Origin of the sequence: Glycomyces amatae, from assembly GCF_020991375.1 — a bacterium.
In the GTDB taxonomy this organism is placed as follows: Bacteria; Actinomycetota; Actinomycetes; order Mycobacteriales; family Micromonosporaceae; genus Glycomyces; species Glycomyces amatae.
The window spans coordinates 511330-525756 of record NZ_JAJLQZ010000001.1 but is presented as its reverse complement, the minus strand read 5'-3'; the positions used below and the strand labels follow the sequence as shown (position 1 = coordinate 525756).

General features: G+C 72.6%; 13 protein-coding genes, 2 tRNA genes and 1 other RNA gene. 3 read left to right on the top strand and 13 right to left on the bottom strand.

Annotation, left to right across the window (positions count from 1 at the left end):
• Positions 1–147: 147 nt before the first annotated feature.
• The 4 genes from LO763_RS02510 to LO763_RS02495 all read right to left on the bottom strand — a co-directional run bounded on the left by LO763_RS02510 (position 148) and on the right by LO763_RS02495 (position 4104).
• Positions 148–1320, bottom strand: a complete 1173-nt coding sequence (locus LO763_RS02510; RefSeq protein ID WP_369431900.1) for an ABC transporter permease — start codon at positions 1318–1320, stop codon at positions 148–150.
• A gap of 383 nt (positions 1321–1703) precedes the next feature.
• Positions 1704–2357, bottom strand: coding sequence for an ABC transporter ATP-binding protein (locus tag LO763_RS02505; protein ID WP_369431899.1), 654 nt, complete (start codon positions 2355–2357; stop codon positions 1704–1706).
• Between the two features lie 95 nt (positions 2358–2452).
• Positions 2453–3541: a peptidoglycan-binding protein gene (locus LO763_RS02500; RefSeq protein WP_230600292.1), complete on the bottom strand. Its 1089-nt coding sequence runs from the start codon at positions 3539–3541 to the stop codon at positions 2453–2455.
• Positions 3541–4104 carry a hypothetical protein gene (locus tag LO763_RS02495; protein WP_230600290.1) on the bottom strand — a complete coding sequence of 188 codons (564 nt, stop codon included), beginning with the start codon at positions 4102–4104 and terminating at the stop codon, positions 3541–3543. Before LO763_RS02495 ends, LO763_RS02500 begins: the two co-directional genes overlap by 1 nt.
• Before the next feature lie 127 nt (positions 4105–4231).
• On the opposite strand from LO763_RS02495, the gene LO763_RS02490 reads away from it, so the two are divergent.
• Together LO763_RS02490 and LO763_RS02485 are read left to right on the top strand one after the other, a co-directional pair.
• Complete coding sequence (locus LO763_RS02490) at positions 4232–4888, top strand: response regulator transcription factor (protein ID WP_230600288.1); 657 nt, start codon at positions 4232–4234, stop codon at positions 4886–4888.
• Positions 4885–6060 carry a sensor histidine kinase gene (locus tag LO763_RS02485; RefSeq protein ID WP_230600286.1) on the top strand — a complete coding sequence of 392 codons (1176 nt, stop codon included), beginning with the start codon at positions 4885–4887 and terminating at the stop codon, positions 6058–6060. Before LO763_RS02490 ends, LO763_RS02485 begins: the two co-directional genes overlap by 4 nt.
• A 52-nt stretch (positions 6061–6112) precedes the next feature.
• Here LO763_RS02485 and LO763_RS02480 read toward each other — a convergent pair.
• Together LO763_RS02480 and ffs are read right to left on the bottom strand one after the other, a co-directional pair.
• Positions 6113–6185, bottom strand: a tRNA-Thr gene (locus LO763_RS02480).
• Positions 6183–6276: signal recognition particle sRNA small type (gene ffs / locus LO763_RS02475), an RNA gene on the bottom strand. The genes LO763_RS02480 and ffs overlap by 3 nt, the downstream gene beginning before the upstream one ends.
• A 305-nt stretch (positions 6277–6581) precedes the next feature.
• Here ffs and LO763_RS02470 point away from each other — a divergent pair.
• Positions 6582–6669 (top strand) — tRNA-Ser (locus LO763_RS02470).
• Positions 6670–6753: 84 nt separating this feature from the next.
• Here LO763_RS02470 and LO763_RS02465 read toward each other — a convergent pair.
• From LO763_RS02465 to LO763_RS02435, 7 genes are all read right to left on the bottom strand, one after another.
• Positions 6754–7989, bottom strand: a complete 1236-nt coding sequence (locus LO763_RS02465) for a tyrosine-type recombinase/integrase (RefSeq protein WP_230600284.1) — start codon at positions 7987–7989, stop codon at positions 6754–6756.
• Between the two features lie 2 nt (positions 7990–7991).
• Entirely contained in the window at positions 7992–8225 is a 234-nt protein-coding gene (locus tag LO763_RS02460) for an excisionase family DNA-binding protein (protein WP_230600283.1), read from the bottom strand.
• A gap of 55 nt (positions 8226–8280) precedes the next feature.
• Entirely contained in the window at positions 8281–10203 is a 1923-nt protein-coding gene (locus LO763_RS02455) for a YfjI family protein (RefSeq protein WP_230600282.1), read from the bottom strand.
• Between the two features lie 58 nt (positions 10204–10261).
• Entirely contained in the window at positions 10262–10477 is a 216-nt protein-coding gene (locus LO763_RS02450) for a hypothetical protein (RefSeq protein WP_230600280.1), read from the bottom strand.
• 132 nt (positions 10478–10609) lie between these two features.
• On the bottom strand, positions 10610–12730 hold the full coding sequence (locus LO763_RS02445) for an FtsK/SpoIIIE domain-containing protein (RefSeq protein ID WP_230600278.1): 2121 nt from the start codon (positions 12728–12730) through the stop codon (positions 10610–10612).
• 76 nt (positions 12731–12806) lie between these two features.
• On the bottom strand, positions 12807–13955 hold the full coding sequence (locus LO763_RS02440) for a hypothetical protein (protein WP_230600276.1): 1149 nt from the start codon (positions 13953–13955) through the stop codon (positions 12807–12809).
• Positions 13952–14425: a hypothetical protein gene (locus LO763_RS02435; RefSeq protein ID WP_230600274.1), complete on the bottom strand. Its 474-nt coding sequence runs from the start codon at positions 14423–14425 to the stop codon at positions 13952–13954. Before LO763_RS02435 ends, LO763_RS02440 begins: the two co-directional genes overlap by 4 nt.
• Positions 14426–14427 lie beyond the last annotated feature (2 nt).

Genomic DNA, 14427 nt, shown 5'->3' with positions numbered 1-14427 from the left:
AGGTCCATAGTGATACTCATGTTTTAACGACTTCCCTTGTTACCATGGTAAATCGTAAGCATATGATCACCGTTCGCATTCAAATCGCCTTGTGGGCGGCACCCGCGGTGCCCGCCCCGCGACACGGCGGAGCGGGCACCGCGGACCTCACTGGGCCGCCAGCGCCTCGGTCGGCGACAGGCGCGAGGCCCGCACCGCCGGGTAGAGCCCGGCGACCGCGCCGATGAGCAGCGTCGCGGCCACGCCGCCGGCGCTCGCCCAGTACGGCACCACCGCCGGCCAGGCCCGCGACGAGGCGTAGACCGCGGTCACCGCCGTCCCGATGAGGACCCCGCCGAGCCCGCCCAGGGCGCTCAGCAGGAGCGACTCGGCGAGGAACTGGAGCCGGATCTGGCCGCGCGTGGCGCCCAGGGACCGGCGCAGGCCGATCTCGCTGCGCCGCTCCAGGACCGAGATCACCATCGTGTTCGCGACCCCCACCCCGCCGACGAGCAGCGCGACCGCGCCCAGGCCCAGGAGCATCCCGGTGAACGCGGTGTCGACCGCCTGCTGCGCCTCCAGGGCGTCCGAGGGCCGCGACACCGACATCTCGTCGGGCGCCGACGGGTCGGCCGTCGCCGCCAGCACCGAGGCGACCGACTCCACGTGCCGCTCTTCGGCGCGCGTGTAGACGGTGGTCGCGTGGCCGTCGAACCCGAGGTAGGTCGCGGCGGCCTCCCAGCCGACCAGCGCCGCCAGGTCGAGCTCCGGCGCCAGGACCACCGGTTCGAGGATGCCGATGACGGTGAACCACCGGCCGCCGAGGTACACGTCGACGCCCGCGCCGGTGATGCCCATCTGCTCGGCGGCGCTCGCCCCGAGCACCACCGACGGGTACCGGGCGGTGGCCTCGTTGAGCCAGACGCCGTCGGCCAGTTCGGCGCCCACGGTCGCGGGCAGGTCCAGCTCGGCCGCGGCGACGGTCATGCCGCCGGACTGGCCCTCGGGGATCCGGTCGGACCGGTACACGCCCGTGTCGGGCACCCGGCCGACCGCGGCGACGTCCTGGACCGGGTCGATGCGGCCGATCATGGCGACCGCCTCGTACGGCAGGACGCCCGTCTCGCCGCTCATCATCGACGTGCCCGGCTCGACGCGCAGCAGGTTGGTGCCCAGCGCTTCGAGGGTCCGGTCGAGCTCGGCCCGGCTCGACGAGGAGATCCCCACGACCGCGACCATCGCCGCGATGCCGATGGCGATCCCCAGCGCCGACAGCCACGCCCGCAAGGGCCGGGTCCGCAGGCCCGTCGCGCCGACGCGCAGCACGTCGGCCGGGTGCATCCGGGCCGACCGCAGGGACTTCGGCGACGGTCCGGTAGGGCGCCGGTCGCCGCGCGGCGGTCCGCCGTCCGCGGAGCCGGGCTCCGGCGGGAACGCCGGAGGCGGTTCGAGCGTGCCGTTTTCGACTGTGCCGTTTTCGACCATGCTGTTCTCGACCGTGCTGCCTTCGACCGTGCTGTTCTCGACCGCGCGGCTTTCAGCCGTGCCGCCCTCGATCGTGCGGTCCTCGGCGGCGCGGTGCGGCGCGGCGCCGGATCCCGCGGCCCGCGGACCGCCCCCGGAGTCGGGCTCCGGCGGCGCGGGAGGGACCGGGAACGGCGGCGGGTGGCCGCCGGGCGGCGGCCCGCCCGTCCCCGCCCCCTCCGGGCCGGTGCGCGACGCGCTCATGCGGCCACCTCCCCGTCCCGCATCGCGACCTGCCGCGGCAGCGACCGCGCGATGTCCCGGTCGTGGGTGATGACCACGATCGTGGTCCCCGCGCCGTGCAGCTCGTGCAGCAGCGCCATCACCCCCGAGCCCGACGCCGAGTCGAGATTGCCCGTGGGCTCGTCCGCGAGCAGCACCGCCGGCTCGCCCACGATCGCGCGGGCGACCGCGACGCGCTGGCGCTCGCCGCCCGACAGCTCGTTCGGCAGGTGCTCCAGCCGGTGCGAGAGCCCGACCTTCTCCAGCGCCTCGGCGGCGCGGATCCGGCGCTCGGGACCGCGCCTGCCGGAGTAGAGGAGCCCGTCGGCGACGTTGTCGAGGACCCGCTGGCCCACCGCGAGGTGGAACGACTGGAACACGAACCCGATCCTGGTGGCGCGCAGCGCCGACAGCTGCTTGTCCTTCAGCTTGGCGACGTCGAACCCGTCGATGCGGACCGCGCCCTCGCTGGGCCGGTCGAGCGTCCCGATCAGGTTGAGCATCGTGGACTTCCCCGACCCCGAGGGCCCCACGATCGCGCACATCTCCCCCGCCCCGATCCGCAGGCTGACCTCCTTGAGCGCGTGGACTCCCCCCGCGTAGGTCTTGGAGACGCGGTCGAGCTCGACCACCGGATACGCGTCCGGCAGCGGCTCGGGCTCCTCCACACGCACCTCGGCGATGCGGTCCCAGGGGTCGGTGCCGGCCGGCGCCTCGCCGATGCGGCTCATGAGGGCACCACGACCGACTGCCCGGCCTCCAGGCCCTCGCCGGTCACTTCGACCGAGCCGTCCGCGAACATGCCCGTCTCGACGGCGACGACCTCGGTGGCGTCGCCCGAGACGATCTCGAGGCCGTACCCGCCCTCGGCGAGGCCCAGCAGCGCCTCCACGGGGACGGTGAGGACGTCCTCGGCGGTGTCCCCGGCGAAGCCGACGTCCACGGCCGCCTGGTCGAGGCCGTCGAAGACCGACGAGTCGTCGGCAGCGACGGTCACCTCCAGGTACGTGACCTCATCGGTGTCCCCGTTCCCGCCGGTCTCCTCCTTGACGAGCGTCTCGGAACCGGTGACGACGCCCGTCGCCTCGGTGCCGTCCGGGAGGGTGATCGCCACAGCGCCGCCGACCGCGACCAGCTCCTGGTCGTCCAGCTCCACCTCGACGGTGACGACCTTGTCCAGGCCGGTGTAGTCGAGGAGGGCCCCGCCGGGCCCGGCGGCGTCGCCGAGCTCGACGGCGACCGCGTCGACGCGGATCCGCCCCGGCGCGTAGACGACGCTCCCCAACTCGACCCTGCCGGTCTCCTCGACGCCGAGGTCGTCCTGCCACTCCTCGACGGCGGCGGCGGTCGCGTCGGTGTACTCGTCGTCGATGGTGAAGCCGTCGTAGCCGAGCTTGGAGAGGTTCTCCTCGAACTGCTCGACGTCGGCGCCCTCAGCGCCCGGATCGAGCGACCGGTAGGCGGGAAGGCCCCCGTAGAGGAGCACGACCGGCCGGTCGTCGACCGCGTAGATCGCATCGCCGCGCCCCAGCTCGTCGCCGGCCGCGGGCAGCGCGGTGTACGTGCCGCTGACGAGGCAGTCGAGACCGAGCGCGTCACCGAAACCGAGGTCGCCGCTGTACTCGACGGTCTCGGTGAGCGTCTGCCGGACGACCTCGGCGGTCGACGGCGTCTCGGCGGTCGCCTCGGCCTCGGCCCGGTCGAACCAGGCGCGCGGGTCGAAGCCGAGCGCGGCCGCGGCGGCGCCCGCCGCGGCGACGACGACGGCGGCCACGGCGACGGCCTTCCCGGCGCCCTTGCGGCGCTCGCGGCCCATCACTCGTCCTCGCCGCTGTTCACGGGACCGCCCCGGCCCTCGGGCCGCAGATCCTCGCAGGCGGCCTCGGCGGCCTGGAACTCCTCGCTCTGCGGGTCGAAGCCCATGTCGCCGGTCATCCTGATGCCGCCGCCCGGCTCAGGGTCCGGGAACTCGGCGACGCCGTTCTCGCGCATGCACTCGGAGTACTCCACGAGCGCCTCGTAGACCTCCGGGTCGATGGTCTCGCCCTCGCCGGGGCCGGGCATGAGGTCCTCGCAGGCCTTCGCAGCGGCCTGGAACTCCTCGGACTCGGGGTCGACCGCCTCGGTGAGGCCCAGGCTGATGCCGCCCCCGCTCTGCTGCTCGGGGTCGGGGAACTCCGCGATGCCGTTGTCCCGCATGCACTCCGAATAGGCGAGGGCCTCCTCGAAGCCGTCGAGGTCCTCGCCTTCGTCCTCGGCGGCCGACTCGGAGGCGTCGCCGCCGGCGCTGGCCACCCCGCCGCCATCGCCGTCGTCGCCGCACGCGGCGGTGGCGAGGGCCAGCAGGCCCAGAAGAAGCGCGATCTTGTATCGGCGCATTGCTGTCGTCCTTTCGACGCGACCGGGGAGGTCCCGACCGCGAAGCCAGTACAGCGGCCCGGCCGTTTCGCGGCCGTAACCCGAAACGGCAATGCCGCGGCAACACCGCCCGCGCCATGATGGGGGCATGAGAATCCTGGTGGTCGAGGACGAGCCGCTGCTCGCGGACGCCGTCGCCGAATGGCTGCGCGGCGAGTCGCACGCCGTGGACGTCGCGCTCGACGGCGGCGCGGCGCTCGAACGGGTCGGCGTCAACGACTACGACGTCGTGGTCCTGGACCGGGACCTCCCGGTCGTCCACGGCGACCAGGTGTGCCGGGAGCTCAACGCCGCCGGCGCCCCGGCACGCGTGCTCATGCTCACCGCGGCCGCCGACATCGACGACCGGGTCGCCGGACTCGCCCTCGGCGCCGACGACTACCTGCCGAAACCGTTCGCGTTCCGCGAGCTCGCCGCGCGCGTCGCCGCCCTGGGCCGGCGCGCCCGCCCCGCCGCCCCGCCCGTGCTCGAACGATCCGGCATCACCCTCGACACGCACCTGCACCAGGTCTTCCGCGACGGCCGGTACGTGCCGCTCTCGCGCAAGGAGTTCGCCGTCCTCGCCGAACTGCTGCGCGCCGACGGCGCCCCCGTCTCGGCCGAGCAGCTGCTGGAGAAGGCCTGGGACGAGCACACCGACCCGTTCACGCAGGCCGTGCGCATGGCCGTCCTCAAACTCAGGCGCAAACTCGGCGACCCGCCGGTGGTCCTGACCGAACCGGGAGTGGGGTACCGGCTCCGATGAAGCCGACGCTGCGCGCCCGGCTCACACTCGTCTACGGGGGCCTGTTCCTCATCGGCGGGGCCCTGCTGCTCGCGCTCACCTACAGCCTGGTGGCGCAGACGGCCCCCGAACCGGGCATGGCGGCCGGCTTCTACCAGAACACGGAGCTCGGGGGGCCGACCGAGACGACGGCGCCGACCGGACCGCAGGACGACACGTTCGTGAGCGACAAGCAGATCAACCTGATCAGCGCGAACGTCTGGCAGGAGGCCCTCGATGCGATCAGCGCGCAGGGAACGATCGCCCTCGCACTGGTCAGCATCGCGACGATCGCCATCGGCTGGCTCGTGGCCGGGCGGATGCTCCGGCCCCTCCAGCGCGTCACCGACACCGCGGCCCGCATCGCCGAGTCCCCCGCCGCCGACCGGGGCCTGCACGAGCGCATCGAGGTGGCCGGGCCCCGCGACGAACTGCGCGAGCTGTCCGAGGCGTTCAACCGGATGCTCGAGCGCCTCGACCACTCCTTCGACGGGCAGCGCTCATTTCTGGCCAACGCCTCCCACGAACTGCGCACGCCCCTGACCGTGACGAAGGCGCTGCTGGAGGTCGCGGTGCACCGCCGGGGCGCCTCCGCGGAGGTCCGGCAGCTGGGCGAGACGCTCCTGGAGGTCAACGACCGCCACGAGCGGCTCGTCAACGGGCTCCTGCTGCTCATGCGCTCGGACCGCGAACTCACCGATCGATCCTATGTAGACACGGCGGACGTGGTCGAGCACGTGGTCGCGCAGACCCCCGCGCCGGGCGTGGCGGTGACGGCCGCCTGCGAGGAGGCGGCGGTGCTCGGCGAGACGGTCCTGCTGGAACGCCTCGTGCAGAACCTGGTGGAGAACGCGATCCGGTACAACGTCCCCGAGGACGGCTGGGTGCGGGTGGCGACGCGCACCGAGGACGGACGGGCGGTCCTGGAGGTGTCGAACTCGGGGCCGCTGGTGCCCTCGTTCGAGGCCGCGGGGCTGTTCGAGCCGTTCAAGCGGCTGGGCACCGAACGGCTGGCGACGGCGTCGAAAGGCGCCGGGCTGGGCCTGTCGATCGTGCGGGCCATAGCGAGGGCCCACGGCGGCGAGGCGACGGCCGACCCCCGGCCCGAAGGCGGCCTCACAGTGACGGTGACCCTCCCGGAGGCGCCCGCGTGACAGTATCGAGGGAAGAAAAAAGACCCTGGCTTGACCAGGGCCTTCACAGCTGAGCCGCCTGTCGGAATCGAACCGACGACCTTGTTATTACGAGTAACACGCTCTGCCGACTGAGCTAAGGCGGCTGGGCCCCTCACGCACCCGACAGAGCTCGCTTATCCTTGCTGCCTTCCGGCCCTGGGGAGGTTCACAAGATGACGCCACGTGAGGGACGGGCAATAGCCTACCGCACCCCGCCCGGCCCGGTGAACCGGGCGAGCCTCCGGCGTCACCGAGGTCACCGTGTTCGAACCGGGCAGGCAGCGAAGACGTCGTACCGCCGAGGCACTGTGGTTTGCCAGGGCTCGATGCCGACACACCCGGCCCCAGGGGCGTCGGGACCGGCGTGTCGGCGTGGCCCGCCCCTGAACCGCCGCGTCCCCGGGGCCGAGCGTCGGGTCCCTCGGCCCCTCCGGTGCAACGCAGATCACCCCTCGAAGCCCGGTGGGACGCACTTCGGGTCGTCGGGTAAGCTCCTCCGCGGAGGATTCGCATAGTGGCCTAGTGCGCACGCTTGGAAAGCGTGTTGAGTGAAAGCTCTCAGGGGTTCGAATCCCCTATCCTCCGCCACTGGCAAGCAGGAAAAACGCCGGAGCGTCACTCACGTGATCGCCCCGGCGTTTTCGCGTGGGTCTCAATTAGGGTCTCAACAGCCTAGTTTTCAGGCTCCTTTCCGGCCTCGCCCCCGCCCCAGACGAGCCCGCCGACCTGGTCGGCGACGCCGCGCCGGAGGGCGTCGGAGACGTGCTGATAGCGCTTGAGCATCCCGACCGACGACCACCCCATGATGTCCATGACCGTGCGTTCGGGGACGCCGAGGACGAGCAGGACCGTAGCGGCGGTGTGGCGGGCGTCGTGGAGCCGCTTGCGCGGGACACCGGCGGCGGCGAGCAGGTCGAGCCAGTTGCGATAGTCGGTGTTCGGCACGACGGCCTCGCCGTTCATCTTGGCGAACACCCAGCCGCCGTCCTGCCACCGCTCCCCCGCCAGGACCCGGTCGAGGTCCTGCTTGCGCCGCTGCTCCTTGAGCACGTCGAGCAGCTGCGCAGGGAGGCCGATACGGCGCCGTCCGGCCTCGGTCTTGGGGTCCTTGCTGACGCGGTGCACGTTCTTCCGCTTCGCGCAGCGTCCGGCCTGCTTGCCGCAGGCGGCCTCCTTGCAACCGTGGACCCACTTGGGCCGCAGGCGGCTACGGCGGACAACAAGGATGCCGTTGTCGAAGTCGACATCCTCCCACTGGAGTCCGAGCGCTTCACCCTGGCGCAGGCCGAGCGCCAGACCGACAGCCCACCTCGCCCCGTTGCGGCTGTCCTCGGCGGCCTTCAGGATGCGCTGCACCTCTTCGAGGGTGTAGGGCTCGACCTCCTTCGCAGGGACCCTCGGGGCCCGGGCCACCGCCGCCGGGTTCCGGCCGATGTAGCCGCGCCGCTCAGCCTCGCCGAGAGCGGTGCGCAGGGTCCGGTGCCACTGGTGGACGTTGCCCGGGGCGTGCCCCTCGCGCAGCCCCTTGGCGTAGAGCCGTTCCAGGTGCTCGGGTTCAAGCCTCTTGAGCTTGTGGGCGCCGAGCCCGGGGATGAGGTGGACGCGCACAGCCACTTCGTAGGCGGAGTGCCCATACTCCTCGGTGCTGTTGGTCGCGATGTTGTCGAGCCAGTGGCGGAGCCACTGCTCAACGGTCCACTTCTCCCCCGCCTTCTCCACGCGGCCGTCGTCGCGCTGCCGCTCCAGTTCGCGGACGCGCTTGACCACGTCGGCCTGCTTCTTGCGCTTGACGTGGCGGCGGTCGGGCTTGCCGTCGTCCCGGACGCCGACGGTCACCCGACCGTGCCAGTAGCCGTCCGAACCGAAGTAGATGCTTGAGGCCCCGTTCGGGTTCTTGGTTCTGCCCATGGTCAGGACTCCCCCCACGTAGCGGTGTGCAGCTCGGTAACGAAGGATTCGAGGGAGGCGAACGGCACCAGCCGACGCGCGCCGATCCTCACGGTCCGCACGGACCCGTCCTTGATAAGGGCGAACATGGTGGTCCGACCGATGGTCAGGGTCTCGGCGGCCTCTTCGACAGTGAGCAGCAGCTTGGGCAGCTCGCGCACGGTGTGTGCGTTGACGGTGGTCGTTGCGGCTGTCATGCTGGTGTTTCCTCTCTTCTTGGCGGATGGGGGGACGAAGGCCGGTGACGAGCTGCTAGGCGAGGTCACCGGCCATCGCCATGTCCGGGTGGAGGTCGTAGCAGGGGGAGGCGGGGCGGCCGCCTCGGCGGGGCGCGCGGGGGCGCTCGCGGAGGTAGCCGTGGTCGACCAGGCGGGCGACGGCGTCGCGGACCTTGTCGGCGGTGGTGAAGTTCCGGCGGCGACGCAGACCTCGGTGCATGTCGCGGACGCTCATGCCCGACTGGCCGTGGCGCCTCAGCCAGTCGAGCAGTTCCCCCGCGGGGCCGACCTCGGCGCCGGTGCCCATGTACGACCAGACGCCGAGGGCGTGGTCGGCGAAGTAGTAGCCGATCATGGTCGCGGCGTCGAGCGTGTCGGCGTCGATCGGCGAGGCGTGGCCGGTGGTCGGGTACTGCGCCATGTGCAACAGGCCTGCGATGCGGACCACGGCGCCGGTCCATTTGTTGGCCCAGTTGAGGATCGGCTCCCACTCCCCGCCCGGCGCCAGCCGCGGTTCCCGCTCGCGCTCCAGCCGCACGACGCGCTCGCGCGCCTCGGCCGTCAGCTCCAGAACGGCGGCGTCGGTGCGGTGGTGCATGGTGTGGACGATCCCGGCGAGCTTGCGCCCGTAGGCGGCCTTCACCGGGCCGGGGACGGCCGCCGGGGCAGGGTTGCGGAACCCGACGCGGGAGGCGGGCAGGGAGAACAGGAACCGCGCCAACAGGCCCCGGTCTTCGAATCCGGGCATCCGCGCCGCGTCACGCAGCACCTCGGGTTGGACGGCGAGGCCGACCGTCAACGCGGGAGCGGTGACATACTCGGCCGGGGCGCTCTTGCGGATCACACGGAGCATGTCGCCCGCGTGGCCCTTGAGGAACGCGTCGAGGTCGGGGACGCCGGAGTAGCGTCCGGCGATGGTCGCGAAGATGCCGCCCTCGGCCGAGAGGATCGCGAGGCGCCCGTCCTGCTCGGCAAGCAGGCTCTTCGCGGCCTCGGGCGTGATGTCGTCGGCGACCAGCTTGGGCGCGACGGGGATCGTGACAGCCTCGGCCTCCATGGCGGCGGACTTCGCCCCGTTGGCGGCGTCGGGGTCGCCGGGGTTCTTGGACGCGACGGCGAGGGCCTGCTCAGCGGCCCGCTTCGCGATCTCGGCCTCCGTGATCGCCTCGATGATGCGGGGCCGGGCGGCCTCGGCAAGCTCGGCCTCGGCGTCGAGGATCGGGCGGACCATCGCCGCGAACACGCTGGATTTGCGGTTGCCCGGCGGCAACGCGCAGCAGGTGAACAGGTTCGCCGGTTCGACCCAGTCGGGCCCGGCCTGGACATGGACGCGCCCTTGCGCGGCCGTCGACAGCGCCGCGAGGGCGACGGACCCGGCGAGGTCGGTCGGTGTCTGCGTGGCCTCGGCGACGGCGTCGACCATGTCGCCGATCCAGTCGGGCAGGCACGCGGCCGGGAACGCGGGCAGGGCGCGCGCCTCTGTCAGCGGCACCGGGGCGGGCCAATCCTCGGCGTCGGTGGCGACGGCGTCGAGGGCGGCGCGGGAGAGCGCGACGACCTCGGCAAGGTCGCGGTTCCCGCCTTCCTTGGCGAGCTGGCCGATGCGGGCGGAGGCGGCCGCGAGGTCGCGGCGCTTGGCGGCCTCGGCGATTCGGCCGGCATAGTACGTGCCTGAGGCGGCCGAGGGCACGGCGTCAAGGCAGTCGTGCAGGTAGGGGCCGCCCCCGGCTTTGCCGAGGGTGCCCTCGGCGGCGAGGCGGGCGGCGACGGCGAGCGCTTCGGTCGGCTTGCCCTCGGCGTGCTGGGCGGCGATGGCCTCCCAGATGAGGCCGTGGCGGGGCACGTCGAACGATCCGGCGTCGACCAGGGCGGCGAGTTCGGGGACGGTGCGGCCGTCCATCATCGCCGCGCCGAGCACGGCGCGCTCGGCGTCGTGGTTCGGGTTCTTGGATTTCATGACATCGGTGTCCCTTCGGGAGCCGGGGCCGCCGTGCGGCGGCCCCGGGGTCGGTTGGCTACTTGGTGCCGCGTCGGTACTCGGCGCGGATGGTGTCGTGGAGGCGGCGGCCGAGGCGGACGCGGCGGCCGGAGCCGTCGCAGCGGCGGCAGTAGGTGCCGCCTCGGATGCCGTCGCCTCGGCACCAGATGCAGCGGCCGTAGGGGAAGGCCCAGCAGCGGAGGGCGTAGGCGACGGCGAGGCTGAAGGCGGTAGCGGCGAGGGAGAGGGTCACGGGAGCTCCTTTCGAACGGTTTTTGGGTGAGGTCAGCCAGGGGTGCTAGCTGTTAGCACCCAGCTCAGGTGTGGTTTCGTGCGCTAGCGGGCCTGCTACCGGTAGCGGAGAGCCCGCTAGCGCTAGCAGCCCTCAGCGGCCTCCCGAGCGGCCCTCCCGGGCCGCGTCGAGGTCGCCTCGGTTGAGGCCGCGTCGGCCGACCTGGCGGTTCCCGGAGCGGCGCGAGACGCCTTTGGAGGCGATGCCGTAGGGCTTGACGGCGGCCGTCAACGCCTCGGTCTTGTCCTCGTCGGCGAGCGTCGCCCACTGCCCATAGGCGTCGGGGCGCAGCTGCGCGAGGCGGTCAACGAGGACCGTGTTCCACACGTTCGCTTCACCATCAGGCCAGACGGCGGCGAGGTCATCGAGCAGGTTGAACCTGGGGCCTTCGGCTTCGGCGACCTCTCCGGCGGCGTGACCGGTGAGGGTGCCTCGGGCGATGCGCAGGGCCCGGGCGCGGGCGGCGATCACTTCGCCGTTGGGGCCGTTCACGAATGCGCCCTTGACGATCTGCGGTTCGGGCCCGGCCCCGGCGAGGTAGAACACGCCGAGGTCGCGGCTGGTGAACATGGTCGCGCGGATGCCGTTCTTGTGCGCCGAGGTCCCCAGGATCATGTCGTTCTCGACGTGCCCCATCACCCGCAGGCACGCCCGCGTCCCCACGTTCGCCGACACACCGGTCGGCAGGGAGTCCTTGTCGGGCCGCTGCGTCGCCAGGATCAGCGTGATCCCCAGGGCGCGGCCGAGCTTGATGACCTTCTCGGCCAGGACGGCGGCCTCCTTGCCGTACTCGGCGTGCGCGAACAGCTCCTGGCACTCATCGATCGCCACCACCAGCGGGTGCAACCCCAGGTCCTTGCGCGAAGCCAGCTCGGGCGTGACCTTGTTCTCCGGGCACAAGTCCTTGGGCAGGCCCTTGATGATCCGGACCCGCCGCTTGCACTCGGCGCGCAGGTCACGCAGCGCTTTGAGGGCGGCTTCGATCTCCTCGTCATCGAACCCCGAGGCGTAGCGGACGGCGTAAGCCTCGGCGAATGACAGATCCCCGGTGCCCTTGAGCTCGAACGCCCACACCTCGGCGCGCGCGTCGAGCCCAGCAGCCAGGACCGGGAGCTTGACGAGGAACGTCTTACCCATGCCCGGGATGGAGCCGACCAGCCAGTTCGTGAACATGAGTTCGGCGGTGACGGCCTTGCCCCTCGGGTCGACACCGATCGGGAACGGCGCAAACAGGTCGACCGTGCCGGACTTCGCCAGCGGCCAAGCGACCTTGTCGCCCTCGGCGAGGTCGGTGTCCCCCACCCACAGGACCAGGCGGCCGGGGTGCACCTCGGACTGCCCCTCGGGCCACACACACCCGAGCGGCCGCGCGAGGGCGGCGGCGAGCTTGTCGCGCCGATCGATCACCTCAACCGCGGTGGTCCCGGCCGGGAGGTCGATCACGGCCCGCCAGCCCGCGCCGTCGCGAGTGATCGGGTCGGGGAAGTGGATCCGCTCGTCACCCTTGGCGGCGGCGTTCAACGCAGCGATGCCCAAGCGGCCCAAGGCTTTCTCGACCATGGGAGCCGTCAGCGGACGCAGCTTCGCCTTGACCACGGCCCGGGTGGCGAGCGGCTGGTCGGCGGGCTTGCCGACCAGGCCGAGCCCGGCGACCACGGTCGCGGCGACAGTCCACGACAGGGCCGGAGGCGCGGCGAGCGCGAGGACCGTACCGGCCCCGGCGAGCGCCAGGCCCGACACGCCGCAGACCGAGCCCCGGAACCGGACGTGCCGGTCCCGCAGGCGGACCAGACCCGCATACGCCTGCCAGTCGCGCCCGGCGACCGCGTCGGAACGGGCCGGGCGGCCCTCGGCGTCCGAAGCCCACCGCCACACCGTGCCGATGAACCGGGCCAGACCGGCAGGGGCCCACGCCATGAGCCGCGCGCCGTACAGCGGGACACGCACGGCGTGGTAAGCGCACCGGTACGCCGCGAGCTTGCCATACCGGGACGCCTCGGCGAGCAGACCGGTACGCGAGGTCGCCCACGCCGGGAGGATCGGCGCGCGCCGGTGCGCGGTCGGGGCGTCCCAGGCGGCGTGCGCGGCGGCGTCGTCCACGGGGACGGCGGCCGCGTCGGCGTAGTCGTCGGCGGGGGCGATGGTCTCGATCTCGGGCTTGCGGCCGTGCACGTCGGCCTCGGCGGCCTGCCAGTCGAAGTTCTCGATGGTCATAGTCGTTGTCTCCCTTGAGTGGTGAGGGGTGCGACGCGGTCGAGCAGCAGTGCCGCGCCGCACCCGAGAGGCGAAGTCAGTTGGCGGCCTCGGCGGCCGGTTCGGTGGCGAGCAGTCCGGCGGCCTCCAGCAGGCGCTTCGCGCGGGTCGGGCCCGTACCCAGTTCGCGGGCGGCGCGGCGGATCGGGACCGTCCCGTCCGCGTCCCGCTCGACCTCGGCCAGACGCGCGACCAGTTCGGCGTCGGTGGCCTTGCGGGCCGTACCGGTACGGCCCGGCCCCGACGTACCGGTACGGGGCGCGCGGCGCGGCTTCACCGACACCGGAGCCGCCTCGGCGGCCGGAGTGTCGGCGGGAGCGGTACGGGCCGGGGCAGCGGTGCGTCCGGCGTTGAGGTCGGTTGCGATGTCGGCGACGGCCGCGCCGTGGTCGGCTCGCTCGCACAGTTCGGCGGCGATGCGGTCGAGGTCGTACTGGGCGACGTAGAGGGAGGCGCGGAGCTTGTCGCCGCCGAAGTCGGCCAGGGCCTTACGGCGCAGGAGCCCGGCAATCTCGGCCCGGCGCGCCTCGGTCGCGATGGCATCCTCAGCAGCCGCGAGCGACCCGTACAGGCCGAGCATCGGGTCAGCGGCGGCCAGGGCCTTGGCGCGGGCGGTGACGGCCCGGTTGGTGACCCAGCGGCTGAGGCCGTAGGCGGGGGTGGGGTGGGCGGCCTTCCCGGCGGCGCGGTCGGCCTGGCGGCGGCGGAACTCGGATCGGATCGTGAACGCGATGAACGCCAGCGCCGAGAACAGCCCGAACACGGCCGCCCCGAACACGTCGCCCATGACCAGGTGCCCGAAGATGTTGACCCCGACCGCGATCGCGGCCAGGACGTAGGAGAGGGCCTGCGGGAGGATGGCGTGTTCCCCGGCGGCGCGGGCGACGGCCGCGTCATAGGCGAACTTCACCCCGGCCAGCTCCAGGGCGCAGGCGAGGGTGAGCGCGAACCACAGCGCGAGACCGAGGACCGCGGTCCCCACGAGGGACTGACCGAAGACGGCGGCGATGAGGCAGACGGCGTAGAACGCGCCGGTGATCGCCGCGTGCGCGGGCGACTCCCCCAACACCAGCCACCACGCCGCCTCGGCGGACGGGTGGGCGGTCATGCGGTCGTTGACCGGTGCGGCGGGCTCGGTGACGGCAAGGGCCGGGGCCTCGGCGCGGGTCTCGATGAAGGTGGTCATGCCGCCACCTCCGCCACAGCGGTGCGGGCGGCGGTCACGGCCTCGGCGACGATGTCGGCGACGGCGTCGAGGTCGGTCTCCCAGGACCACACGAACAGGCGCAGGGTCACCGGCAGGCCCGCGAGGGTTAGGTGCGCGGTGAGCATCGCCTGGTCGTGCTCGTCGTTGATGCGGACCGTGTAGTCGGTGGCGTCCTGGTCGGCGACCCAGGCCGCGAACGCGGTGATCGGGTCGTACGCGCGATCGGTCCCGGCCCGGGTCGGGACCGCGGACAGGCGCGGCTGCCCGTGGAAGTCGATGCGGCACGACAGGCGCAGCGGCGGCAGGTGCGCGGGCAGGTAGGCGGCGAACAGGGCGGCCAGTGCCTCGGAGCGGGAACGGGCACGCAGCCGTTCCACCTCGTACTCGACCCGCTCGTCGGCGGCGAACATCTCGGCGGCCAGGTCGGCGGCGGCAATCAGAGCGGTCATCG

Bases quoted from the DNA above. Each gene is read 5' to 3' on its own strand.
- LO763_RS02510 (WP_369431900.1), bottom strand. From the start codon at position 1,320: ATGCACCCGGCCGACGTGCTGCGCGTCGGCGCGACGGGCCTGCGGACC.
- LO763_RS02500 (WP_230600292.1), bottom strand. From the start codon at position 3,541: ATGGGCCGCGAGCGCCGCAAGGGCGCCGGGAAGGCCGTCGCCGTGGCC.
- LO763_RS02495 (WP_230600290.1), bottom strand. From the start codon at position 4,104: ATGCGCCGATACAAGATCGCGCTTCTTCTGGGCCTGCTGGCCCTCGCC.
- LO763_RS02490 (WP_230600288.1), top strand. From the start codon at position 4,232: ATGAGAATCCTGGTGGTCGAGGACGAGCCGCTGCTCGCGGACGCCGTC.
- LO763_RS02485 (WP_230600286.1), top strand. From the start codon at position 4,885: ATGAAGCCGACGCTGCGCGCCCGGCTCACACTCGTCTACGGGGGCCTG.
- LO763_RS02465 (WP_230600284.1), bottom strand. From the start codon at position 7,989: ATGGGCAGAACCAAGAACCCGAACGGGGCCTCAAGCATCTACTTCGGT.
- LO763_RS02460 (WP_230600283.1), bottom strand. From the start codon at position 8,225: ATGACAGCCGCAACGACCACCGTCAACGCACACACCGTGCGCGAGCTG.
- LO763_RS02455 (WP_230600282.1), bottom strand. From the start codon at position 10,203: ATGAAATCCAAGAACCCGAACCACGACGCCGAGCGCGCCGTGCTCGGC.
- LO763_RS02445 (WP_230600278.1), bottom strand. From the start codon at position 12,730: ATGACCATCGAGAACTTCGACTGGCAGGCCGCCGAGGCCGACGTGCAC.
- LO763_RS02440 (WP_230600276.1), bottom strand. From the start codon at position 13,955: ATGACCACCTTCATCGAGACCCGCGCCGAGGCCCCGGCCCTTGCCGTC.
- LO763_RS02435 (WP_230600274.1), bottom strand. From the start codon at position 14,425: ATGACCGCTCTGATTGCCGCCGCCGACCTGGCCGCCGAGATGTTCGCC.